We start from the raw sequence: 22,475 nt of genomic DNA on the forward strand, positions 1-22,475 counted from the left end.
CGGCACCCGTCGCTATTCCGCGGCCGGCAGGTCGAGCGCCAGGAGCCGCGCCGTGCGGTTGCGGGTCGCCGTGCGGGGTTCGACGTCGTTCGCCTGCCGCCTGGCATCCGCGATGGCCGCGTGGACGCCGTCCACCGCCAGAATCAGCGCGCTGACCGTGCGGGCATCGATGCTGCGCTCGCGGGCATAGCAGACCACGTCGGCCACGAGGCCGTCGGTCTCGATCGCGATCGCGTCCAGTTCGGTCGTGCTGGTCGCCGCGCGCACCTCGCGCATGATGTCGAGCAGCCGGTCGAGGACGAAGTCGACGCGCTCCCGGCGCTTGCGGGCAAGGCGCTGGCCCAGCCAGGCCAAGCCGGAGCCGATCGTGCCGCCGAAGAAGGCGAACAGGTAGATGTAATCCTCGTAGCGATCGAGGAAGGTCTGCTGCTCGCGCTCGAAATAATCGACTGCGCCGGGATGGTTCGGCAGGCGCGCCGAGGTCGCCGCCACCGTCGTGTCGAAGTCCGGCGCCTTCATCAGCTTGGCCACCGGCGCCGCCGAGGCGAGCCGCGAGCGCCACTCGAACAGGTGCTGCGTCGCCGAGGCGACCGCGACGCGGCTGACCGTGCCCCGCGCCATCAGGCGGTACGAGGCGCCGACAGTCTTGACCTCCTCGTCGGGGCGCTTCGGGCGACCGCCGAAGGTGCCGGCCGGAATGGTCACCGATTGCAGTTCGGGAAAGCGCTGCAGGATCGCGTCGCCGTCCGGGATCGAGACGAAGCCGATCTTGCGCTCCGGCGAGCCCAGCTCGACGGCGCGGACCACCGCGGCCGCGGATTTGGAGGCGGGACTGGCGATCACCGCGACCGCGTCGACCCGCTTCTCGGTGAGCGCGGCCGTGACATCGCCGACCTTCAGCGGCACCACCACGACATGGCCCGGCTCCGCCTCGGCGGCCCGGTCGGCCTCCGGCGCATCCTCGCCGGCGCTATCCGGCACAAGGTCGTAGAAGGAGAGCAGGTTCGTGAGGAACGGCAGGTCGGCGCTGTGCCGGACGACGATGCCGAGCCGCTTGCGTGCCAGGGCGGGGACGTCGTCGATATCGGCCGCCTCGGGCGCCGCGATGACCAGCGCCTCGTCGTGCAGGATCGCCAGGGTCAGACCGTTCTCGGGCAGGAACACGTCCGGTCGCACGACGGCGAGGTCGGCCTTGTTCCGCTGGAGCGCCAGGGCGCTGTCGCGGACGTCGCCGTAGCGCACGACCTTGAGGCGAACATCCTCGCGCGCCCGGTCGAGGGCGCTGGCATAGGCTTCGATCAGCGCGGCCTCGGGCCCGTCCTGCGGGCCGACTGCCACCGTCAGGGTGTTCGGGCGTGAGAGGTAGACGATCGCGGCCGCGACCGCGGCCAGCCCCAGGGCCACGAGGACCAGGAGCCATTCGCGGCGCATCAGGACAGCCGCCGCGACATGCAGCCTCCGCCGGCTTCGAGCCTGCGGATTGCCGGACGGAGAACGGTGGTTCGGGCCATGGCCGAGCCTGTCGCGTTGCGCACGTTCCATCGCCGAGTCATGGAACGCAAACCTGTCGAGATCGTGAAGAACCGGTGAAACCTCCAATCGTTGCAGGATCCGCGCCAGAACGTCGCGACCGGGCGATCAAGCCGCCCGGGCCGGTGAGCCCGGCCTGGCTCGAGCGCGCCGCGCTTCATTATCTGGAACGCTACAGCGCCTCGACCGAGATGCTGCGCCGGACCCTGGCGCGCCGCGTCCAGAAGCGGGCCCGCGCTCGGGGCGAGGATCCGGATCGTTTCACGGATCTCGTCACCGCGACGGTGGCGCGGGCGGTGTCGGCCGGCCTCGTGGACGATGCGCGCTTCGCCGATACCCGGCTCGCCACCCTGCGCCGCCGCGGCACGTCGAGCCGCGGCGTCTCGGCCAAACTCGCCGCCAAGGGCGTGCCGCGCGATGTGGTCGAAGCCGCGATGCTGGCCGAGCGCGAGGCCACGGCCGACGGGGAGGCGGAGGCGATCGAGGAGCAGGCCGCACAGGCCTATGCCAAGCGGCGGCGCCTCGGGCCGCATCGCCGGCCGGACCAGCGGGACGCCTACCGCGAGCGCGACCTCGCGGCGCTGGCACGGGCGGGTTTCCCCTACGCCCTCGCGCGCCGCGTGGTCGACGTGGAGCCAGACGGGGAACCCGACCCGCCGGCATGACGGGTGCGGCATCGCGGCCCGGGGCGAAGGGCAGAGCGGCCTTGCACCTTCGACCGTGTTGTTCATTGTCTGTTCGATGGACGAGACCCTCGCCAAGAAGCTGCGCATCCTGGCCGATGCCGCGAAGTACGATGCCTCCTGCGCCTCCTCGGCCGCGCCGAAGCGGGCGGCCGGAAAGGACGGTCTCGGCTCCACCACCGGTGCCGGGATCTGCCACGCCTACACGCCGGACGGGCGATGCGTCTCGCTGCTCAAGATCCTGCTGACCAACTGGTGCCTGTTCGACTGCGCCTACTGCGTGAACCGGCGCTCCTCGAACGTGCGGCGGGCGAAGTTTACCGTCGAGGAGGTCGTGAACCTCACTCTCAACTTCTACCGGCGGAACTACATCGAGGGCCTGTTCCTCTCCTCCGGCATCATCAAGTCGCCGGACCACACGATGGAGCTGCTGACCCGGGTGGCGAAGTCGCTGCGGCGCGACCACGGCTTCGCCGGCTACATTCACCTCAAGTCGATCCCGGAGGCGAGCCCCTGGCTGATCGAGGAGGCGGGCCTCTACGCCGACCGGCTCTCGATCAATGTCGAGCTGCCCACCGAGGCGAGCCTGGAGCGGCTCGCGCCCGAGAAGGACGGTGCCGCGATCCAGGGGGCCATGGCGCAGATCGGCGAGCGCATCGTGCAGGCGAAGGCCGAGAAGCGCCGCTTCTCGCCGGCCGGCCACTCGACCCAGGTGATCGTCGGGGCGGATGCCACGACCGACGAGGCGCTGATTCGCAAGAGCGCGCTCCTCTACGGCAGCGTCGGCCTGAAGCGGGTCTACTACTCGGCCTTCAGCCCGATCCCGGACGGCTCGGCGATCCTGCCGCCCAAGCCGCCGCCGCTCCAGCGCGAGCACCGGCTGTACCAGGCCGACTGGCTGCTGCGGTACTATGAATTCACCCCCGACGAGGTCGCCGACGCCTCCGAGGGCGGGATGCTGGCCCTCGACATCGACCCGAAGCTCGCCTGGGCGCTGAAGCACCGGGACAAGTTCCCCGTGGACGTGAACAAGGCCGACCGGGAATGGCTGCTGCGGGTGCCGGGGCTCGGCGCGCGGGCGGTCGACAAGATCATCAAGGCGCGCCGCCACGCGACGCTGCGCCTCGACGACGTCGCCCGGCTGACCTCGGGCCTGAAGCGGGCGCGGCCGTTCCTCGTCGCGGCGGATCACCGGCCGGTGGGGCTGACGGATCGGCTCGATCTGCGCACGCGGCTCGTGGAGCCGGCGCAGCAATTGAGCCTGTTCTGATGCGGACCGGAAGCGCGCCCCGCACTCTCCCCTCGGAGGGGGGAGGGGATCCGCGTGGGCCGCGTGCCGTTCTCCTGCGTCCGGGCGCTGATCTCGCCGGCTTTCGCGCCGCCGTCCGAAGCCTCGTTGCGCAAAACGTCTCGCCTGAAGCGGTGACGTGGTCGGTGACGGACTCGCCCGGCCTGTTCGGAACGGGCGCGGAGCACCCCCCCGCCGCACCGCTCGCCTTACCCAAGCCCGTCGCCGCGCTGATCCCGCAGGTGATCCCCCACCGCGATCCGGAGCGCTACGGCCTGCTCTACGCCCTGGTCTGGCGGGTCTGCCACGGCGAGCGGCACCTGATGGAGGTCGGGAGCGACCCCCTGGTTCACCGCCTCCACCGGATGGCGAAGGCGATCGGGCGCGACCTGCACAAGATGCACGCCTTCCTGCGCTTCCGCCGGGCCGAGGATAGCGGCGGCGAGCATTACGTCGCGTGGTTCGAGCCGGATCACCACATCCTGGAGGCGGCCGCCCCCTTCTTCGTCAACCGCTTCCGCGGGATGCGCTGGTCGATCCTGACGCCGGACGGCTCGGCCCATTGGGACACCGAGGCCCTGACCTTCGGCCCCCCCGGCGATCGCGCGCAACTCCCCGAGGGCGACGGGTTCGAGGCCGGCTGGCAGACCTATTACGAGAGCACCTTCAACCCGGCCCGGACCAACCTCAAGGCCATGCGGGCGGAGATGCCCAAGAAGTACTGGCGCAACATGCCGGAGACCGCCGCGATTCCCGCCCTGGTCCGGGCCGCGGCGGGCCGCACGGAAGCGATGATCGAGAGGGAGCCGACCATGCCCACACGCCGCGACCCCGCCCGCGCCGTCGCCGCCATGGCCGACCAGGATCCCAAGACCCTGGACGAACTGAACGCCATCATCCGCCGGACCGAGCCGCTGGTGCCGGGCGCCACGCAGGCTGTCCTCGGTGAGGGGCCGGTCGGCGCCACAATCGCCTTCGTGGGCGAGCAGCCCGGCGACCAGGAGGACCGGCAGGGCCGGCCCTTCGTCGGGCCCGCCGGACAGCTCCTCTCCCGCGCCATGGCGGAGGCCGGGATCGACCGGGGTGCGAGCTACCTCACGAACGCGGTCAAGCATTTCAAGTTCGAGGAGCGCGGCAAGCGGCGCATCCACCAGAAGCCGACGGCCGGCGAGGTCAGCCATTACCGCTGGTGGCTTGATCGGGAACTGGAGTTCGTAGCCCCCAAGCTCGTGGTTGCACTCGGCGCGACCGCCGTGCTGGCGCTGACCGGCAAGGCAATCCCGATCACCCGCGCGCGGGGTCCGTTCCGCTTCGATCAGCACGACAACCGCTTTCAGGGCTTCATCACGGTCCACCCGTCCTATCTGCTGCGCCTGCCCGACGAGGCGAAGGAGGAGGCCTACGCGGCCTTCGTCGACGACCTGCGCCGGGTGGAGGCGCTGGGGCGCGAGCTTGCGGCGTGAGCTTGAGCCGGCCGCTTGTTCGGCGGTGCTGATACGATGCGGACGCGGCCGCTCTCTATGCGGTGTCGATCGGCTGCCGGCACGACACGGGACGGGTGAGGCTGGACATCGTCTGGCTCACCGTCCACCACGAGCCGCCCGTCCTCGTCGCGGCTTGCCGCGCCGAGCTGGACCGCGCGCCCGACCCCTGATCGCCCCGAGCCGCCAGAGCCCATGACTGACGCGAGCCCCGAGACCAAGCCCGTCGGACCCGGCGATCAGGTGATCCTGGTCGACGGCTCGTCCTTCATCTTCCGGGCCTATTTCCAGTCGATCAACCAGGATCAGAAGTACAATTCCCGGCCGTCGGACGGCCTGCCCACCGGCGCCGTGCGGCTGTTCTGCACCAAGATCGCCCAGTTCCTGCAGGAGGGCGCGGCCGGCACGATGCCGACCCATCTCGGCATCGTCTTCGACAAGTCCGAGGGCTCGTTCCGCAAGGAGATGTTCCCGGACTACAAGGGGCACCGCCCCGACGCCCCCGACGACCTCAAGCGCCAGATGCCGCTGATGCGCGACGCCGTGCGCGCCTTCGGCCTGCACGCCGTGGAACTGGAGCGCTACGAGGCCGACGATCTCATCGCCACCTACACCCGCCAGGCCGAGGCGCGGGGCGCGGGCGTGATCATCGTCTCCTCCGACAAGGACCTGATGCAGCTCGTCGGGCCGCAGGTGCGGTTCTACGATTTCGAATCCGGCGCCAAGGGCAAGGCCGGCTACCGGCCCGAGCGCAACCTCGATGTCGACGCCATCGTCGCCAAGTGGGAGGGCCTGCAGCCGAACCAGATCGGCGACGCCCTCGCGCTGATCGGCGACACGTCCGACAACGTGCCGGGCGTGCCGGGCATCGGCCTGAAGACCGCGGCGGCGCTGATCAAGGAGTTCGGCAGCCTCGACGCGCTGCTGGAGCGGGCAGGCGAGATCAAGCAGCCCAAGCGCCGCGAGACCCTGCTGGCCAATGTCGACCAGGCCAAGCTGTCGCGAAAGCTCGTGGCGCTGATGGAGGACGTGCCGGTCCCGGTCGCCCTCGACGAACTCGGCGTGCCCAAGCCCGACCCGGAAAAGCTCGTCGGCTTCCTGAAGGCGATGGAGTTCAACACGCTGACCCGCCGCATCGCCCAGATGCTGCACGTCGACCCGGAAGCGGTGAAGCCCGATCCGCGGCTCCTGCCCGGCGCCCGGCCGCACGGCTACGCCAACGGCGCGGGGGGCAGCGAGGCCGTGCCGTTCTTCGGCGATTCCGTGCCGCCGGATCCCGAGACCGCGGCGGCCGGGGCCGAACGCCCACCCGGCGCCGCGCCCCCGGAGGGCGGCGAGATCGACCCCTTCGCCGATCTCGACCTGCCGGACGCGCCGGCCAAGCCCCGGGCGCCCGTCGAGGCGACCCCCGGCAACGTGGTCGCGGCCCGCGCCGCGGAGGCGGTCGCGCCCTTCGACACCGCCGCCTACGAGACGGTCGCGTCCCTGGAGCAGCTCGACGCCTGGATCGCCGAGGCCGAAGAGGCCGGGGTGATCGCGGTCGACACCGAGACCGATGCGCTTGACGCCCACAAGGCCGGCCTCGTCGGCGTCTCGCTGGCAGTGGCCACCGGCCGGGCCTGTTACATCCCGCTGGCCCACGTGCAGGCCGCCAAGGTGCAGGCCGACGCCACCGACCTGTTCGGCGAGGGCGCCGCGCCCTCCGACGTGGCCGAGCCGGTGCCGGGTCAGATCCCCCTGAAGGAGGCCATCGCCCGGCTGAAGCCGCTCCTGGAGCATCCGGGCGTCCTCAAGGTCGGCCAGAACCTGAAATACGATTGGGTCGTGCTCGCCCGCTACGGCATCGAGATCGCGCCGTTCGACGACACGATGCTGATCTCCTACGTGCTCGACGCCGGCAAGGGCGGGCACGGCATGGACGAGCTGGCCCGCCGGCATCTCGGCCACCAGCCGATCACCTTCTCGGACGTGGCCGGCACCGGCCGCAACAAGGTCAGCTTCGACCGGGTCGCCATCGACAAGGCGACCGCCTATGCGGCCGAGGACGCGGACGTCACCTTGCGCCTGTGGCGGATGATGAAGCCGCGTCTCGTGGCCGAGCACCGGGTCGCCGTCTACGAAACCCTGGAGCGGCCGCTCCTGCCGGTGATCGCCCGGATGGAGCAGCGCGGCATCCGGGTCGACCGCGAGATGCTGAGCCGGCTCTCGGGCGATTTCTCGCAGATCCTCGTCCGCCTGGAGGAGGAGATCCAGGCGGATGCCGGGGAGAAGTTTTCCGTCGGCTCGCCGAAGCAGATCGGCGACATCCTCTTCGGGAAAATGGGCCTGCCGGGCGCCAAGAAGACACCCTCCGGCCAGTGGGCGACACCGGCTACGCTTCTCGAGGAACTCGCCCAGGCCGGGCACGAGCTCCCGAAAAAGATCCTGGAGTGGCGGCAGCTCTCGAAGCTGAAATCCACCTACACGGATTCGCTTCAGACCCATGCCGACCGCGAGACCGCGCGGGTCCATACCTCGTTCTCGCTGGCGGCCACCACCACGGGGCGGCTGTCCTCCTCCGAGCCGAACCTGCAGAACATCCCGATCCGCACCGAGGAGGGGCGGCGCATCCGCCGCGCCTTCGTGGCCGCGCCCGGCAACCGGCTGATCTCGGCGGATTACTCGCAGATCGAGCTGCGGCTGCTCGCCCACATGGCCGACATCCCGGAACTCCGGAAGGCGTTCGAGGACGGGATCGACATCCACGCGGCGACCGCCTCGGCGATGTTCGGCGTGCCGCTCAAGGACATGACGCCCGACCTGCGGCGCCGGGCCAAGACCATCAATTTCGGCATCATCTACGGCATCTCGGCCTTCGGGCTCGCCGACCGGCTCGGCATCGGCCGCGAGGAGGCTTCGGCGTTCATCAAGCAGTATTTCGAGCAGTTCCCGGGGATCCGCGACTACATCGACACGACCAAGCGAAGCTGCCGCGACAAGGGCTACGTGACCACCCTGTTCGGCCGGGTCTGCCACTACCCGCAGATCCGCTCCAACAACCCGTCCGAGCGCGCCAGCGTCGAGCGGCAGGCGATCAACGCGCCGATCCAGGGCTCGGCCGCCGACATCATCCGCCGGGCCATGACCCGGATGGAGACGGCGCTCGCGGCGAAGAAGCTCGGCGCCCGCATGCTGCTGCAGGTCCACGACGAACTGGTGTTCGAGGCGTCGGAGGACGAGGTGGAGGCGGCGATTCCGATCATCCGCGGCGTGATGGAGGAGGCGCCGGCGCCGGCGCTGACGCTGAAGGTGCCGCTGGTGGTAGAGGCCAATGCCGCGGGGAATTGGCAGGAGGCGCATTGAGGGGCGGTTGCAACGGACATCCTGCCGCACAGAACATACGCCGATCCAATCCATCCCCCTCATCCTGAGGTGCGGCGAAGCCGCCTCGAAGGAGCCCTCCAGCGGGCCGCATGATTCCGGGAGGTCTCCTTGCGTTCGAACCGTTCTTCACCATGAAGCCGCTGGGGCAGGGCACCGGTCTCGGCCTGTCGATGATCTACGGCTTCGCGCCGCGATCGGGCGGCCCGGTGCGGATCCGTTCGGAACTCGGCAAGGGCACAACGGTCTGCCTCTACCTGCCCCGCCATCGCGGCGCGCGTGGACGAGGAGGCGCATGCCGTCCCCGGCGCGCCGCCGCGGGCCGGCCCGGGCGAAACCGTGCTGGTGGTCGACGACGAGCCGACGGTGCGCATGCTGGTCACCGAGGTCCGGAGGCGCGCATCCGCGAGATGATCGGGATGGCTTGACCGCACGGCCGGTTAGGGCCTCATCGGCTGAGAAACGCCGGAGAGGAGGAACGCCATGCGGGCGCTGCTGTGCACGAGGCTCGACGGGCCGGAACATCTGGAAATCGTGGAGCGCCCCGATCCGGTTCCGGGTCCCGGTCAGGCCCTGGTGCGGATGCGGCTCGCGGCCCTGAACTTCTTCGATACGCTGATCGTCGCCGGGCGCTACCAGGTGAAGCCGCCGCTGCCATTCTCGCCCGGCGGCGAGGGCGTCGGCGTGGTCGAGGCGTTGGGGGAGGGGGCCTCGGGCGTGGCGGTGGGCGACCGGGTGATCGTCCATGCCGGGCACGGCTGCTGCGCCGAATTGATCGCCCTCGACGCCGCCCGGCTCACGCCGGTGCCGGACGGGGTCCCGGACGAGCAGGCGGCGGGCCTGACCATTACCTACGGAACCTCGCTCCACGCCCTCGCGAACCGCGCGCGCCTGCAGCCCGGCGAGTGGCTGGCGGTGCTCGGCGCCTCCGGGGGCGTCGGGCTCGCCGCGGTCGAGCTCGGGCGTCTGATGGGAGCCCGGGTGATCGCCTGCGCCTCCTCGGAGGAGAAACTCGCCGTCGCCCGCGCCCACGGGGCCGAGGCGGGGCTGGTCTACGATCCCGCGACGCTCAAGGACGAGCTGCGCCGGATCTCGGGCGGCGCAATCGACGTGGTCTACGATGCGGTCGGCGACGCCTACGCGGAGCCGGCCCTGCGGGCGCTCGGCTGGCGCGGGCGCTTCCTCGTCATCGGCTTCGCCGCCGGCGCCATCCCGCGGCTGCCGCTGAACCTGATGCTCCTGAAGGAACTCGACGTGCAGGGCGTCCATTGGGGCGCCTTCCTGGACCGGGAGCCGGAGGCGCACCGGGCCGACCAGCGCCGGCTCCTCGGCTGGGTGGCCGAGGGCAAGCTCACCGCGCAGGTGCACGGCGTCCACCCGCTGGCGGAATTCCCGGAGGCCTTCGGCCTCCTCACCCGCCGTGCGGCGATGGGGAAAGTTCTCCTTCGGCCCTGATCGCGAGCGCAAATCCGCGTTTCACCGGATCGGCGGAGGGCTGTCGCGCGTCGACGCGGGAGGGCGAGTCATGCGCAGGGCGATGATCTGCGGCGCAAGGTCGTTCTGAAGAAAATCAGGCGGGAGTCCCCGCCTTTCCTCCCGATGTGCCATGATGCGGCGTTGTCGCCATTCATGGTATTCGCGATGAAATTAGATAAAAGCGTAGCGCTGAGACTGATATTACCATCTCTGATTGGCTTTGTGCTGTTTCTGATGGGTTCGGCCGTCGGACTCATGCAGATTCAGGCGACCAATGCGGCTGCCGTGGAGACTCGCGACATCTGGCTGCGCAAGAGTGACAGCCTCAACGCGATCCAATTCCTGGTGCTCCGCTACCACACGACGACGATCCGCAAGGTGGTTGCCGTCGATGCCGGCGAGAACAGGGATCTCGATGCCGAGTTCGTCGAGATGGGTGTGACCATCCCGGAGGCTTTCCGGCACTACCGGAGCCTCGCGGCGACGCCCCGGGAGGGGGCGTTGTGGGAGGCGTTCGAGAGTCGTTGGCAGGATTATCGCTCTGCGCGCGAGGCGATCGTCGACGCCCTCAAGCGTGGCGACAGAAATGCGGCCCGCGACGCGATCGCGCCGGCGCGGCCGCCGCTGGTGGCGACCTTCGAGGCCTTGGCGGATCTGGCGAAGGTGGATGCCGAGGGCACGAACGCTTCGGTGCAGCGCGCCGAGGCGGCGTTCCGGACGGCTTGGTCCGTCACCATCGCGCTGTCGGTCATCGGATCGATCCTGACCGGCGCGGCGGTCTGGTGGGTCTGGCGCCGGCTCGCCTGCCCGATCCGGTCCCTGGCCGACATCATGGGCCGGCTCGCCGCCAACGACCTCGACGTGGCGGTCAGCGGCTCTGAGCGCCGGGACGAGATCGGGGTCATGGCGGCCTCCGTCCAGGTCTTCAAGGATGGCCTGATCCGGGCGCGTACGCTCGAGGCGGAAGCCGCGCAGGCCCGCGCCGCAGCAGAGGCGCAACGCCGGAGCGGCATGCACGCGATCGCCGACGCCTTCGAGGGCACGGTCGGCGGGATCATCGGCACGGTCTCGGCCGCCGCCGCCGTGCTGCAGGACACGGCTTCGGACATGAACGAGGCGGCCTCCGCCACCGCCGACCGCTCCAGCCGGGTGGCGAGCGCGGCCGAACTGGCCGCCGCAAACGTCAACGTCGCGGCGGCGGCGGCCGAGGAACTCGGCGTGTCCGTTCAGGAAATCGGCCGCCAGGTCTCAAGTTCGACCGCGCTCACCCAGTCGGCGGTTGCGGACGCGCAGGCCACCGCTGACTTGGTTCAGGATCTCAACGGGGCGGCTATCCAGATCGGTCATGTCGTGACTCTGATCTCGTCCATTGCCGAGCAGACGAACCTCCTGGCGCTGAACGCGACGATCGAGGCGGCCCGGGCCGGGGCGGCGGGCCGCGGCTTCGCCGTCGTGGCGGCGGAGGTGAAGGAGCTGGCCGGTCAGACCGCGCGCGCAACCGACGAGATCGGCGGCCACGTCGCGCGGATCCAGGCTTCCACCGGCGACGCCGTCTCCGCGATGGCCCGCATCGGCGATCGGGTCCAGGAACTCAGCGCGGTGGCGACCCGGATCGCCGCCGCGGTCGAGCAGCAGGGCGCCGCGACGCAGGAGATCGTCCGCAACGTCTCCCAGGCCGCGCAGGGGGCGGGTGACGTCACCAGCACCATCACGGGCGTCGCCGAGGCGGCGAAGGGGACCGGAACGGCGGCGGATCAGGTTCTTTCGGCCGCCTCGGAACTGTCGCTCCGGTCCGGGACGCTCAGAGACGAGGTGGCACGCTTCCTCGCGACGGTGCGCGCGGCCTGAGCGCGGGGCCGGTGCGGACGCACGATCCCGCGCGCCCGCCGCGGCGCCTCAGAGGAGCCCGCGCGCCTTCGCCAAGCCGACCAGGTCCGCCTGCGGGCGGGCGCCGATATGCTGGATCACCTCGGCGGCCGCGAGCGTGCCGAGGCGTGCGCTGGTGACATTGTCGAGCCCGCGGGCATGGCCGGCCAGGAAGCCGGCCGCGAACAGGTCTCCGGCGCCGGTCGTGTCGACCACCGTCTGAACCGGGCTCGCCTCGACGGCGCGAACCTCGCCGCCCTGCACCACCAGAGCCCCCTCGGCTGAGCGCGTGACGAGGCCGAGCAGGTGCCGGCCGCGGAGGTTGCGTTCGGCGCGCAGAGCCGCCACCGCGGCTTCGGGATCGTCGGTCTCGTAGAGGCTCTGCAGTTCGCCGATATTGGCGAACAGGATGTCGATGCTGCCGTCCCGCAGGAGGCCGAGGAACTCCTCGCGGTAGCGGCCGACGCAGAACGCGTCCGAGAGTGTCAGCGCGACGGCGTTGCCGGCTTGGTGGGCGATCTGAGCCGCCTTGCGGAACGCGTCCTTGGCGGCCGGCGGATCCCAGAGGTAACCCTCGAGATAGACGACGCGGGCCGCGGTCACGAGCGCCTTGTCGACATCGTCGGGCGTGAGCCCCTGGCAGGCGCCGAGATAGGTGCTCATCGTGCGCTCGCCATCCGGCGTCACCAGCACGAAGCATCGTGCGGTGGCCGGTCCCTCGGCGGCGGCCGGGACGGTGAAGCCGACGCCGGTCGCCTTGAGATCGTGGCTGAACAGCCCGCCGAGTTCGTCGTTCCGGACCTTGCCGACGAAGCCTGTCTTCGCCCCGAGCAGCGCCGCACCGACCGCCGTGTTGGCACCCGAGCCGCCCGACACGATCGTGGCCGGCCCCATGGCCTGGAACAGCGCCTCGGCCCGCGGCTCGTCGATGAGCTGCATCGCGCCCTTGGCGACGCCCTGCGCCGACAGGAAGGCATCGTCCGTACGGGCGATCACGTCGACGATCGCGTTGCCGAGCACGAGGAGATCGAGGGGTGCAGTCATCCGGGCGTCCTGATTCGCGTTCGCGCCGCTGTGGCATCCGCCTCGGATCGGATCAAGCTCCGCCGCCGGCGGGCGGACGGTCGGCGAACAGCTCGGACACGCGCAGGCTGAAGCCGAGTGGCGTCGAACCCGGCGTCCCCTGGATCGCGACGCGGATCTCGATCGGGCCGCCCTGCGCGGCGGCTCACCCCGCGATCTTCTCCAGCGCGACGTCCCGCGTCCGCGGGCCGAGGAGCCCGACGAGCGAGCCTGCGGCCAGCATCGCCGCCGAGATGAACAGGAACACGCCCGGTGTCCCGGCTTCCCGCAGGACGAAGGCGATGACGAAGCCCGTGAAGATCGCCGAGAAGCGGCTCCACGAATAGACGAAGCCGACCGCCCGGGCGCGGATGCCGGTGGGGAACAGCTCGGCCTGATAGGCGTGGAAGCTGTACGACATCACGTTGGACGCCAGCGTCAGGCCGATGCCGAGCATCACGATGAGTGTGACGTCCCGTGTCTGCGCGAAGGCCAGGCCGCAGCCGATATAGACGAGCGCGGCGGCCACGATGACGTGCTTGCGTTCGAACCGGTCGGCGATGGCAAGCCCGATCAGCGGGCCGATCGGGGCGGCCAGCGCGATCAAAGCCGTGTAGGCGAGGCTCGACGTCACCGTGATGCCCTGGGCCACCAGCAGGGTCGGCACCCAATTGGCGAAGCCGTAGAAGCCCACCGTCTGGAAGACGTTGAACCCCGCCATCATCAGGGCCCGACGCCGATAGGGCTGGACCCACAGATCGCGGAACGCGCCGCGCGGCTGCACGGGCTCCGGCGCGGCCGGTGCGGGAAGCGCGCCGCCATGCTCGGCCGCGATCCGCGCTTCGAGCTGCCGCAGGACCGCGTCGGCTTCCGCCAGGCGCCCGTGCTCGACGAGCCAGCGCGGACTCTCGGGCAGGCCCGCCCGCATCCACCAGACCACGATCGCCGCCGAGGCGCCGATCAGCACCACCCAGCGCCAGCCGTCGATGCCGAAGGGGGCGGCCGGGATCAGCAGGTAGGACAGGAACGCCACGACCGGCACGGCGGTGAAGCCGATGCCCTGGCAGAGGGCGAAGGCCCGGCCGCGGATCGCCTTCGGGACCAGCTCGGAGAGGTAGCTGCCGATCGTCACCATCTCCAGGCCAAGGCCGATGCCCGCGACGAGCCGCCAGAGGTTGAGGCCGAAGGCGTCGCTCTGGCAGGCCATCACCACGTTGGCGGCCGTGTAGGCCAGGAGCGACCACGTGAAGATCGCCCGCCGTCCGAACCGGTCGGCGAGCCAGCCGCACAGGAGGGTGCCGATGAACAGGCCGGTGAAGAGCGCGGCCACGAAGCTCGCCACGCCGCTCGCCCCGAACAGGCCGGGGGTCGTCGGCGTCAGGATCCCGGCCTTGACGAGGCCCGGCGCGACATAGCCGGTGAACAGGAGATCGTAGAGTTCGAAGAAGAAGCCGAGGCCGAGCAGCGCCACCAGGCGCCATATCGTGCGCGTGGCGGGCAGACGGTCGAGGCGCGCCAGGATGGCGCCGGCGTCGAGGGCGTCATCGACGACCCGGGCCGCTGTCGTCGTCGCCATCATCCTGCGTCCTGCTGCGACGCTTCCGCGTCCTGCCGGCGCAGTGCCGCGGAAGCGGGCGCTGCGCAAGGGGCCGCGCGACGGGCCGCTCAAGCTCCGAAGACGGACCAGCCCATGCGCTGGGTCAGCCGCTCCAGGGCGATGCGGCCGAGATGGGAATTGCCTGCCGCGTCGAGACCGGGCGACCAGACGGCGATCGAGGCCTTGCCGGGTGCGATCGCCAGGATGCTGCCGCCGACGCCGCTCTTGCCCGGCAGGCCCACGCGATAGGCGAACTCGCCCGAGCCGTCATAGTGGCCGCAGGTCAGCATGATCGCGTTGATGCGGCGCGCGCGCTCCGCCGAGACCACCGAATGGCCGGTCGAGGGGTTGACGCCGTTATGCGCCAGGAACCGGCCGGCGCAGGCGAGCTGGCGACAGTTCATCGCGATGGCGCAGTGATGGAAGTAGACGCCGAGCGTGTAGTCGACCGGATTGTCGATGACGCCGAAGGACTTCATGTAGTTGGCGAGCGCGGTGTTGCGGAAGCCCGTGCGCTTCTCCGAGGCCGCCACCGTCTCGTCGATGATGATGCTGGAATCCTGGGCCAGGAACTGCAGGAAGCGCAGGATCTCGCCCAGCGCCTCGCGGGGCGCGTGACCCGAGAGGATCACGTCGGTGACCGCGATCGCGCCCGCGTTGATGAACGGGTTGCGCGGCACGCCGCGCTCCCGCTCCAGCTGAACGATGGAATTGAACGGGTTGCCCGAGGGCTCGCGGCCGACGCGCTTCCACAGGCGGTCGCCGACCATGCCGAGGGCGAGGGTGAGCGTGAACACCTTCGACACGCTCTGGATCGAGAACGGCGTCTCGCTGTCGCCCCCTGTGAAGACCTGTCCCTCGGCGTCGATCACCGCCATGCCGAACTGATTGGGATCGACCCGGGCGAGCTCGGGGATGTAGTCCGCGACCGCCCCTCGGTCGGGGCGCTGGGCCATCTCCTCGGAGATCTCCCGGATGACGAGGGCAAGGTCGGGCACGGTCGGGCTCGGGCGTCGCGTTGCGTCGGAACCGGGCCGGTTCGCGACGTCTCAGGCGATGCAAGGTCCGGTCCGGCCGTGGGTCATTTAGCAGCGCGGACAAGGACTGAGAACCGGAGCGGCCGTGCTGACGCGAAGATCAGCCGGCGAGCGTCGGCCGTCGGGCGGTCACCTGATCCGCACCGTCATCGCGAGCGCAGCGACCCAGAGCGGCGCGACCTCAGCAAGCGTGGCGCAACTGGATTGCTACGCTGCGCTCGCAAAGGCGGCTGCGGTGCGTCCACTCGACGAACGGGATTATCACGCGGCGGCGAGGGCCGTGCCCATGGATTCCTTCTTCATCAGTTCCCGGAAGAAACCGTCGAGATGGGTCAGCTTGTCGGGCGAGCCGTCCTGCGCGATGCGGCCGCCGTCCAGCACGACGATCCGGTCGAAATCCTGCAGCGTCGAGAGGCGGTGCGCGATCGCGATGACGGTCCGGCCCTTCATCAGGTTGGCGAGGGCGTGACGGATCGCCTGCTCGGATTCCGCGTCCAGCGCCGAGGTGGCCTCGTCGAGGAGCAGGATCGGCGAGTTCTTCAGGATGGCCCGGGCGATGGCGATGCGCTGGCGCTGGCCGCCCGAGAGCTTCACGCCGCGGTCGCCCACGATCGTGTCGAATCCCTCCGGCAGCGCCTTGATGAAGTCGGTGCAGTGCGCGGCCTCGGCCGCCTGCCAGACCTCCTCGTCGGTGGCGTCGGGCCGGCCGTAGCGGATGTTCTCCCGCAGGGACCGGTGGAACATCGAGACGTCCTGCGGGACGACCGTGATCGCCTCGCGCAGGGATTCCTGCGTGACCCGCTCGATGTTCTGGCCGTTGATGCGGATCGCCCCGCCCTGCACATCGTAGAAGCGCTGGATCAGCGAGAACAGGGTCGACTTGCCGCCGCCGGACCGGCCCACGAGGCCGACGCGCTGGCCGGGCTCGATGACGAGGTCGAAATCCGTGAAGACGGGGCGCCCGTCCGGATAGTTGAAGGCGACGTGCTCGAACTCGATCTTGGCGCCCTGGCCGGTCAGCGGCTGCGCCTCCGGATGATCCACGAGGTCGTGGGGCTGGAGCAGGGTGTGCAGCGCCTCGGAGAGACGGGCCGTGTGCTGCGTTGCGTCGACCAGCGCGACCGCGAGGTCGCGGGTGGCGGCGAGGATGCGGATGCCGAGCGTGCAGACCAGCACGACCTGCCCATTCGTCGCCTGGCCGGCTTCCCACATCTGGATTGCCCAGTAGAGCAGGCCGAACACCGCGAGCACGGTCAGCACCGCGTGCACGATGCGCAGCTTCTCGAGATAGAGCAGGGACGAGCGACGGGCGCGCATCTCGGTGGCGATGGTGCCCTCGAAGCGCTGGCCCTCACGCTTGAACGCCGAGAAGGCGCGCACGAGCGACATGTTGCCGACAAGGTCGACCATCTCGCCGTCGACGGAGGCGGCCTTGGCGGCGAAATCGTGGTGCAGCGGCTTGCCGGCCGCGGCCATCTTGAACATCAGCACGACCACGGCGGCGAACACGCCCGCCAGGATGCCCGCCATGGTGAGGTTGACGGTGGCGATGTAGGCGATCGACCCGAAGGCCGCGACGGTCGGCGGCATCACGTTGAACACGAACATGTTCTCGACCGTGAAGATCGCGTTCGAGGTCGCCGTGATGCGCGACGCCAGCGTGCCCGGCTGCCGGTCGGAGAAGAAGGTCGGGGAATGGCCGGTCAGGTGCCGGAACAGGTCGCGGCGGATGTCGCCGGTGATGCCCACGAAGGTGAACGCACCCGTCAGCGCTGCCACGCGCCACAGCATGTTGTCGGCGGCGATGAAGGCGATGAGGACCGCGAGCGCGCTCCAGATCACGGTGTTCCCCGGGCCGGGACCCTTCGTCAGTGCGTCGACGACGCCCTTGAGCGCATAATCCGTGGAGACCGAGAAGCCGACGGCACCGAGCACCGAGACCAGGATGATCAGGTGCGGCAGCCAGCGGCGCCGGAGATACCGTCCGACGAAGGCGAAGGGCCTGTCGGCGTATCGGTGCAGCTCTTCCATCGCGGTGACCATTCCGTATTCGCGCGGCTTTGGCTTACGGGCTGAGGCGAAGTGCAGCGCGGGCGCAGTCGAACCCGCAGCGGCAACGCGAGAGCGTTGCCATATGTTTCACCGACCCGCACCTCCCGCGCGCTTTTATCCGCAGAACCTGAACGCCGCTTGAGCGGCGTGGAAACACCCTAGCGAATCCGGTGCCGCGGCCGGGGTCAGGCCGGGCGCGGCGTCTGGCGCGTCTCCGGCATGATCAGCGCGACCAGCATGAAGGCCGCGAAACCCACGATCGCGAGGCCCAGGAAGGCGCTGTGGCTCCCGAGATGGTCGGCCATGATGCCGGCGAGCGAGGTCGAGAGGGCGGCGCCCATGCCCATCGCGGTGCCGACCGCACCGAGGGCGAGGTTGAAGCGGCCGGTGCCGCGGGTGAGATCCGACACGATCAGCGGCACCATGACGCCGAGCACCGAAGCCGAGATTCCGTCGAGGACCTGGATGGCGACGAGGCCGTAGGGGTTGGTCGTGTAGGCGAGCAGCAGACCGCGGACCGGCAGGGCACCGAACCCGAACAGCAGAACGGGGTAGCGGCCGAATCGCTCGGCCGCCCGGCCGACCGCCGGGGCGCTGACCGCCAGCACCGCCTGCGGGACCATGATGCAGGCGGCGACCAGCGCGGTGGCGGTCTCGCTCGCCCGCAGGGTCAGGACGCTGCCGACCAGGGGCAGCATCGCGGCGTTGGCGAGGAAGAACAGCACCATGCAGGCCGCGAAACACAGGAGGCCGCGGTTGGTCAGCAGCGCCCGGATGCCGTCCTGCCCGGACGACGGCGCCGCCTGGGCGGCCGCAGGCTCCTTGAGCACGCTGGGATCGATGTCCTGGGCGCGGATGCGCGCCAGTGCGATCACCGTCGGGATCCCGAGCGCGGCGGTGAGGTAGAAGACGGCGCCGTTCGACAGGTAATAGCCGATGGCGCCCATCCCGGCCGCGCCGAGGGCATTGCCGAGGGCCGCGAAGCTCGCGTTGCGGCCGAGGCGCTCCCCGGCCTGGGCGCGCCCGACGAGGCCGATGCTGATCGCCGCGATGGCGGGCGTCAGCACGCAGCTCGCTGCCGAGTGCAGGGCCATGGCCAGGAGCACGACCAGGAAGCTCGGCCAGACCGCCAGCGCGAAGGCGCTGCCGGCGATCCCGATCACCGCCACGGCGGCGGCGAAGCGCTTCGAACGCGCGACGTCGACGAAGGCGCCGCCCGGCACCTGGCCCAGCAGCGCGACGAGGCTCCCCACCGTCAGGGCGAAGCCGATATCGGACTGGGTCCACTTGGCCTGCGAGAAGTACACCGCCAGGAACGGACCGAACCCGGTCTGCAGGTTGGCCACGAAGAACGCGAAGGCATCGAGGCCGTAACGGCTCGCCGCCGAGATCGCGCGTCCGCCATGGGCGGCTTGAGACGCCGGCGCGCGCGCGGCCTCGGCAGCCTGATCCTTCAGGCGGACGGGACGGGAGCGGATGTCCTGCCGGGGCACGTCGCGCTCGCGGGGGGAGGCGGCGGTTCTGGCCTTCAACCGGGCCACCGTCACTTGTCCGGTGCCTTCTCCACGGGAAGGGCGGGCGCGGTCGAGGCCGGAGCCGCCGCGGGGGCCGGTTGCGGCGAGGCGGACGAACCCGGCGCCGGAGCGGCGGGCGTCGGCACGGCCGGCGTGGCCGCCGGCTCGCCCTCGGCCGCGGGGGCGGCCGGGCTGGCGGGGCCGAGCACCACGATCGGCTCGCCGGCCTTGTATTCCGGCGAGACCCGGACCTGGTTGCGGGTCAGCGCGACCGACAGCTTGCGCTCCTTGGCGCCATCGGGCGTGAAGCGCAGGGCGCGCCAGTCCACGGCGATCTTGCGGGTCCCGACCCCGAGGAAGCCGCCGAAATCGATGATGGCCGCGCGCGGGTGGCCGTCCTTGTCGATGATGATGTCGATGACCCGGCCCAGTTCGTCGCCGCCGGCGCTGCGGACGCTGCGGCCGAGCAGGCTCTCGTAATCCTGGGTGTCGAGGACCGTGGCGGGCGTGCCCTGTTGCGGAGCCTGCGCCGCGGGCGCGGGCGGAGTGACGGTCGCCGATGGGGCCGGCACTGCAGCGGGGGGAGCATTCGTGGGAGGCGGTGCCGGAGGCACGGCCGGGCTTTGCGGCGCGGCTTGGCCGGACGCACCCTCGCTGCCGCTGCCGCTGCCGCTGACCTGGGCCTGCGCCGCAGCTCCCGACGCCCAGAGGGCCAGCGTCACGGCCGCGATCATCCGGTTGGTTCTGAACACGCTGCGTCCTCTGAGGAAAGGCCGGGCTGCACCGGCGCGCCGGCGCGTCCGCGACCGTATCGGCCGGTCCCGGGCCCGCCCACCGGCGGGACCCTGCCTGCGGATGGCGTCGTGCCGCAGGACCTGGGCGAAGTTATGGACCGCGAGGGCCGGGCAGCAAGCCTCGAGCCACGCGCCCGCGCAGCGCTGCCGCGGCGGATCCCGGGACGATCCCCCGCTGCGCGAGCGCGCTGTCTGGTTTTCGCCGCATCCCCAGCGTAGACAACCGCGCATAAGCCCATGCGGGCCGCGGACGGCACCGCGGCCACTTTCGAGGACCACACGATGTCGACCCTCCCCACGTCGAGATGCGCGGCAGCGCGCGGCCTCGCGCTCGGCGCAGCCCTGGCCGGCCTCGTGTCCGGATGTCAGGCGCTCGGCGGAGGCGGCGGCGTGATGCCGGCGACGGAGGTCGGCCTCCCGCCGTCGCTGCGCGGATCCCTGCCGAACCGTGAGCCGCGCAATGCCGCGGTCGATGCCGACGGGCAGCCGCTCCAGACCGCACCGACGAAGCAGCTCGCAATCCCCAGAACCGCCGGCGGCGCGACCCGGAGCGCCGATAGCGGCGAGCGCCGGATCCGCCGCGAGGATCTCGACGGTGGCAACGCGGCGGTCGGCGGCAGCGGCGGCAGCGGCTCGATGGGCCCGATGCTGTCGCCCGGCGGCAGCGTTGGCCTCGGCGGGAAGTTCTGAGCCGACCGGCTGAGCTCCCCGCCTCGGCTCAGGCGGTGGGGGCGCGCGATCCGTAGAAGGTCTCGATCCGGGCGCGATAGCTCGGATCGGCGAAACCGTCCTCGCCCGCCCCGTGGCTCGGAGCTCCTGCGAGCAACCCGGGATCGATATCGACCACGTAGCCGCCGAGTTCCGTGCTGTAGGTCAGGGCCTTCCAGGGCAACGGGTGATGCGTCTCGCCCAATCCGAGGAAGCCTCCGAAGGCCAGGACCGCGTAGGCGACCTGCCCGGAGACCTTGTCCACCATGAAGTTGTGGACGGCGCCGAGATGGCGGCCGGTGCGATCGTAGACGGCGGTGCCCTCGACCTTGTTGGACGCGATCAGCCGCGGGGTCTCGTCGATGGCGACACCCTCGCCGGTGGGATCGAGTTCCAGCGTGCCGGGCTTCCTCAGGGCGCGTTCATTGGGCAGGTCCGTCGGCATGGTCTCTCCCGGTTCGCGCGGGGTCGTGCCCGCGTGGCGGTCCCTCGGCTCACTAAGCCCGTGGGCCGGGACGGGTTCCGCAGACGGGCCGGCTTGTCCGGGCCCGCACCGATCGCTCAGCGGTCGGGCGGCATCCCGGCGCTTGCGCGCCTCTGCTTGATCCGGTCGCGCACCGAGCGGTTCGCCAGGAGCATCTCGAACCCGAAGGCCACCAGGGCGCACAGCGTGCATAGGATCGCGGCGCCGAACAGGCCGAACAGCAGGCTCGCGACCGTGCTGTCGCGCAGGGCTCCGACGAACAGGGTCAGCACCGAGCCGCAGGTCGCCACGCCGCCGAGCGCGGCCAGGAACACCGCGGCATCCAGCGCCAGCGATCGCCGGTGAAGCCGGTCCAGGCGCCGTCCGAGGCGGATGCGCTCCGCATCGCCGGCGCCGGCCAGCAATCCGGAGACATGGTCGGCCTGATCGGCCACCCGCGCGAGCCGGGCGCCGAAGACGTTGAGCAGCGTCGCGATGCCCGACAGGAGGAAGACCGGGCTCAGCGCCACCTGAACCACGTGGGCGGTGCTCTCCAGGCTTGCGAGGGAGATAGGGTCGATCATGCGGTCGGGCTGATGCACCCGGCGGCCCGGCGCGGCAATACCGGCCCGCTCAGATCAGGCCGCGGCCCGACGCGATGCTGGGGGCGGCCGCCTCGGCCCGGATCACGAGCCCGAGGCCCGTGATCAGTCCGGTGGCGAGCAGGAGCGCGAGCGTGAGGGCCGGGGCGAACATGTCTGTACTTCGCGCGCAGGATTGTTAAGAGCAGGTTTCGCGCCCAGCATCCGGGTGAATAATCTTCACGGCGGCGTCGATCCGGCGATCCCACAGGGGATTTCCGTGCGTGCCTTGTGGATGAGGGGGCCGCAAAGGCAATTTCCCCTTGGAACGGCGGCAGCACCGCTTAGTTGCTGCTATGCTGGCTCGGCCGTGGGGCGATCACGCCCCGGCCTGCGGCCCGAGAACCGGAGGAAGTTTATGGCCACAAAGACCGAGAAGGCTGCGCCGAAGGCGGCCAAGACCACCAAGACTGCGGAGAAGGCTGCTCCGGCCAAGGCTGCGAAGCCTGCCGCCGCGAAGGCGGCCGGCACCAAGCCGAATGCTCTGCAGCAGCCGCTGAAGCCGTCGGCTGAGCTCGGCGCCATCGTCGGGACCAGCCCGCTGCCGCGCGGCGAAGTGGTCAGCAAGGTTTGGGACTACATCAAGAAGAACAACCTTCAGAACCCGCAGAACAAGCGCGAGATCGTTGCCGACGACAAGCTCAAGAAGGTCTTCGGCAAGGACAAGTGCTCGATGTTCGAGATGAACAAGCATCTCGCTGCCCACCTGAAGGCTTGATCGCGTCCTAGAGCCAAGTCCGGCTTTTCGTCCGGGCCGACGGCTCTAGGAGCCATCGTGACGCTCCCGTCGTGCCGGAAGACCGGCCGACACGGCGTGGCACGCCGCGGGCGAGGGCCCGGAATCCAGAGCCGCAGATCTATCCGGCTGCAACGGGCGATCCGCCTGTGCCGGGCAAGGTCCGGCGGGTCTGGATTCCGGGCTT

18 protein-coding genes and 1 pseudogene are annotated in these 22,475 nt (G+C 70.6%); 9 read left to right on the top strand and 10 right to left on the bottom strand.

Annotated elements, in window-relative coordinates:
• Positions 1-12: 12 nt before the first annotated feature.
• The gene (locus BLT59_RS08635) at positions 13-1,431 is read right to left on the bottom strand and encodes a TAXI family TRAP transporter solute-binding subunit (RefSeq protein ID WP_091778500.1); all 1,419 of its coding nucleotides are present in this window, start codon (positions 1,429-1,431) and stop codon (positions 13-15) included.
• Between the two features lie 224 nt (positions 1,432-1,655).
• On the opposite strand from BLT59_RS08635, the gene BLT59_RS08640 reads away from it, so the two are divergent.
• The 7 genes and pseudogenes from BLT59_RS08640 to BLT59_RS08675 all read left to right on the top strand — a co-directional run bounded on the left by BLT59_RS08640 (position 1,656) and on the right by BLT59_RS08675 (position 11,666).
• Positions 1,656-2,195, top strand: coding sequence for a regulatory protein RecX (locus BLT59_RS08640; RefSeq protein ID WP_091778502.1), 540 nt, complete (start codon positions 1,656-1,658; stop codon positions 2,193-2,195).
• A 76-nt stretch (positions 2,196-2,271) separates the two neighbouring features.
• Positions 2,272-3,483 (top strand): putative DNA modification/repair radical SAM protein, encoded by a 1,212-nt coding sequence (locus BLT59_RS08645; RefSeq protein WP_091778504.1) that lies wholly within the window; start codon positions 2,272-2,274, stop codon positions 3,481-3,483.
• Positions 3,483-4,964 carry a UdgX family uracil-DNA binding protein gene (locus BLT59_RS08650; protein ID WP_091778506.1) on the top strand — a complete coding sequence of 494 codons (1,482 nt, stop codon included), beginning with the start codon at positions 3,483-3,485 and terminating at the stop codon, positions 4,962-4,964. The genes BLT59_RS08645 and BLT59_RS08650 overlap by 1 nt, the downstream gene beginning before the upstream one ends.
• A 213-nt stretch (positions 4,965-5,177) precedes the next feature.
• Positions 5,178-8,324, top strand: a complete 3,147-nt coding sequence (polA, locus tag BLT59_RS08660; RefSeq protein WP_091778508.1) for a DNA polymerase I — start codon at positions 5,178-5,180, stop codon at positions 8,322-8,324.
• 131 nt (positions 8,325-8,455) lie between these two features.
• Positions 8,456-8,732 (top strand): annotated as a pseudogene (locus tag BLT59_RS32120) (ATP-binding protein); the annotation flags it as partial.
• A gap of 93 nt (positions 8,733-8,825) precedes the next feature.
• Positions 8,826-9,797 (top strand): NADPH:quinone oxidoreductase family protein, encoded by a 972-nt coding sequence (locus BLT59_RS08670; RefSeq protein ID WP_091778510.1) that lies wholly within the window; start codon positions 8,826-8,828, stop codon positions 9,795-9,797.
• Positions 9,798-9,983: 186 nt separating this feature from the next.
• Positions 9,984-11,666: a methyl-accepting chemotaxis protein gene (locus BLT59_RS08675; RefSeq protein WP_091778555.1), complete on the top strand. Its 1,683-nt coding sequence runs from the start codon at positions 9,984-9,986 to the stop codon at positions 11,664-11,666.
• Positions 11,667-11,714: 48 nt separating this feature from the next.
• Here the strand turns inward: BLT59_RS08675 and BLT59_RS08680 are convergent, their stop codons facing one another.
• The 6 genes from BLT59_RS08680 to BLT59_RS08705 all read right to left on the bottom strand — a co-directional run bounded on the left by BLT59_RS08680 (position 11,715) and on the right by BLT59_RS08705 (position 19,680).
• Positions 11,715-12,728, bottom strand: coding sequence for an adenosine kinase (locus BLT59_RS08680; protein WP_091778512.1), 1,014 nt, complete (start codon positions 12,726-12,728; stop codon positions 11,715-11,717).
• Between the two features lie 184 nt (positions 12,729-12,912).
• Positions 12,913-14,325, bottom strand: a complete 1,413-nt coding sequence (locus BLT59_RS08685; RefSeq protein WP_244513904.1) for an MFS transporter — start codon at positions 14,323-14,325, stop codon at positions 12,913-12,915.
• Between the two features lie 86 nt (positions 14,326-14,411).
• Complete coding sequence (locus BLT59_RS08690; protein WP_091778514.1) at positions 14,412-15,341, bottom strand: glutaminase; 930 nt, start codon at positions 15,339-15,341, stop codon at positions 14,412-14,414.
• Between the two features lie 300 nt (positions 15,342-15,641).
• Positions 15,642-17,411, bottom strand: a complete 1,770-nt coding sequence (locus BLT59_RS08695; protein ID WP_091778557.1) for an ABC transporter ATP-binding protein — start codon at positions 17,409-17,411, stop codon at positions 15,642-15,644.
• A 206-nt stretch (positions 17,412-17,617) separates the two neighbouring features.
• The gene (locus BLT59_RS08700; protein WP_091778516.1) at positions 17,618-18,979 is read right to left on the bottom strand and encodes an MFS transporter; all 1,362 of its coding nucleotides are present in this window, start codon (positions 18,977-18,979) and stop codon (positions 17,618-17,620) included.
• Positions 18,976-19,680, bottom strand: coding sequence for a PRC-barrel domain-containing protein (locus BLT59_RS08705; RefSeq protein WP_091778518.1), 705 nt, complete (start codon positions 19,678-19,680; stop codon positions 18,976-18,978). Before BLT59_RS08705 ends, BLT59_RS08700 begins: the two co-directional genes overlap by 4 nt.
• 342 nt (positions 19,681-20,022) lie before the next feature.
• Between BLT59_RS08705 and BLT59_RS08710 the strand changes: the two genes are divergently transcribed.
• Entirely contained in the window at positions 20,023-20,430 is a 408-nt protein-coding gene (locus BLT59_RS08710) for a hypothetical protein (RefSeq protein WP_091778558.1), read from the top strand.
• A gap of 28 nt (positions 20,431-20,458) precedes the next feature.
• On the opposite strand, the gene BLT59_RS08715 is transcribed toward BLT59_RS08710, so the two are convergent.
• From BLT59_RS08715 to BLT59_RS32125, 3 genes are all read right to left on the bottom strand, one after another.
• Positions 20,459-20,893 carry a PRC-barrel domain-containing protein gene (locus BLT59_RS08715; RefSeq protein ID WP_091778520.1) on the bottom strand — a complete coding sequence of 145 codons (435 nt, stop codon included), beginning with the start codon at positions 20,891-20,893 and terminating at the stop codon, positions 20,459-20,461.
• Positions 20,894-21,009: 116 nt separating this feature from the next.
• Positions 21,010-21,495, bottom strand: coding sequence for a DUF2721 domain-containing protein (locus tag BLT59_RS08720; protein WP_091778521.1), 486 nt, complete (start codon positions 21,493-21,495; stop codon positions 21,010-21,012).
• Positions 21,496-21,544: 49 nt separating this feature from the next.
• Entirely contained in the window at positions 21,545-21,667 is a 123-nt protein-coding gene (locus BLT59_RS32125; RefSeq protein ID WP_280141042.1) for a hypothetical protein, read from the bottom strand.
• Between the two features lie 243 nt (positions 21,668-21,910).
• Between BLT59_RS32125 and BLT59_RS08725 the strand changes: the two genes are divergently transcribed.
• Positions 21,911-22,270, top strand: coding sequence for an SWIB/MDM2 domain-containing protein (locus tag BLT59_RS08725; RefSeq protein WP_091778523.1), 360 nt, complete (start codon positions 21,911-21,913; stop codon positions 22,268-22,270).
• Positions 22,271-22,475: the final 205 nt, after the last annotated feature.

This window comes from Methylobacterium sp. UNC378MF (genome assembly GCF_900103195.1).
In the GTDB taxonomy this organism is placed as follows: domain Bacteria; phylum Pseudomonadota; class Alphaproteobacteria; order Rhizobiales; family Beijerinckiaceae; genus Methylobacterium.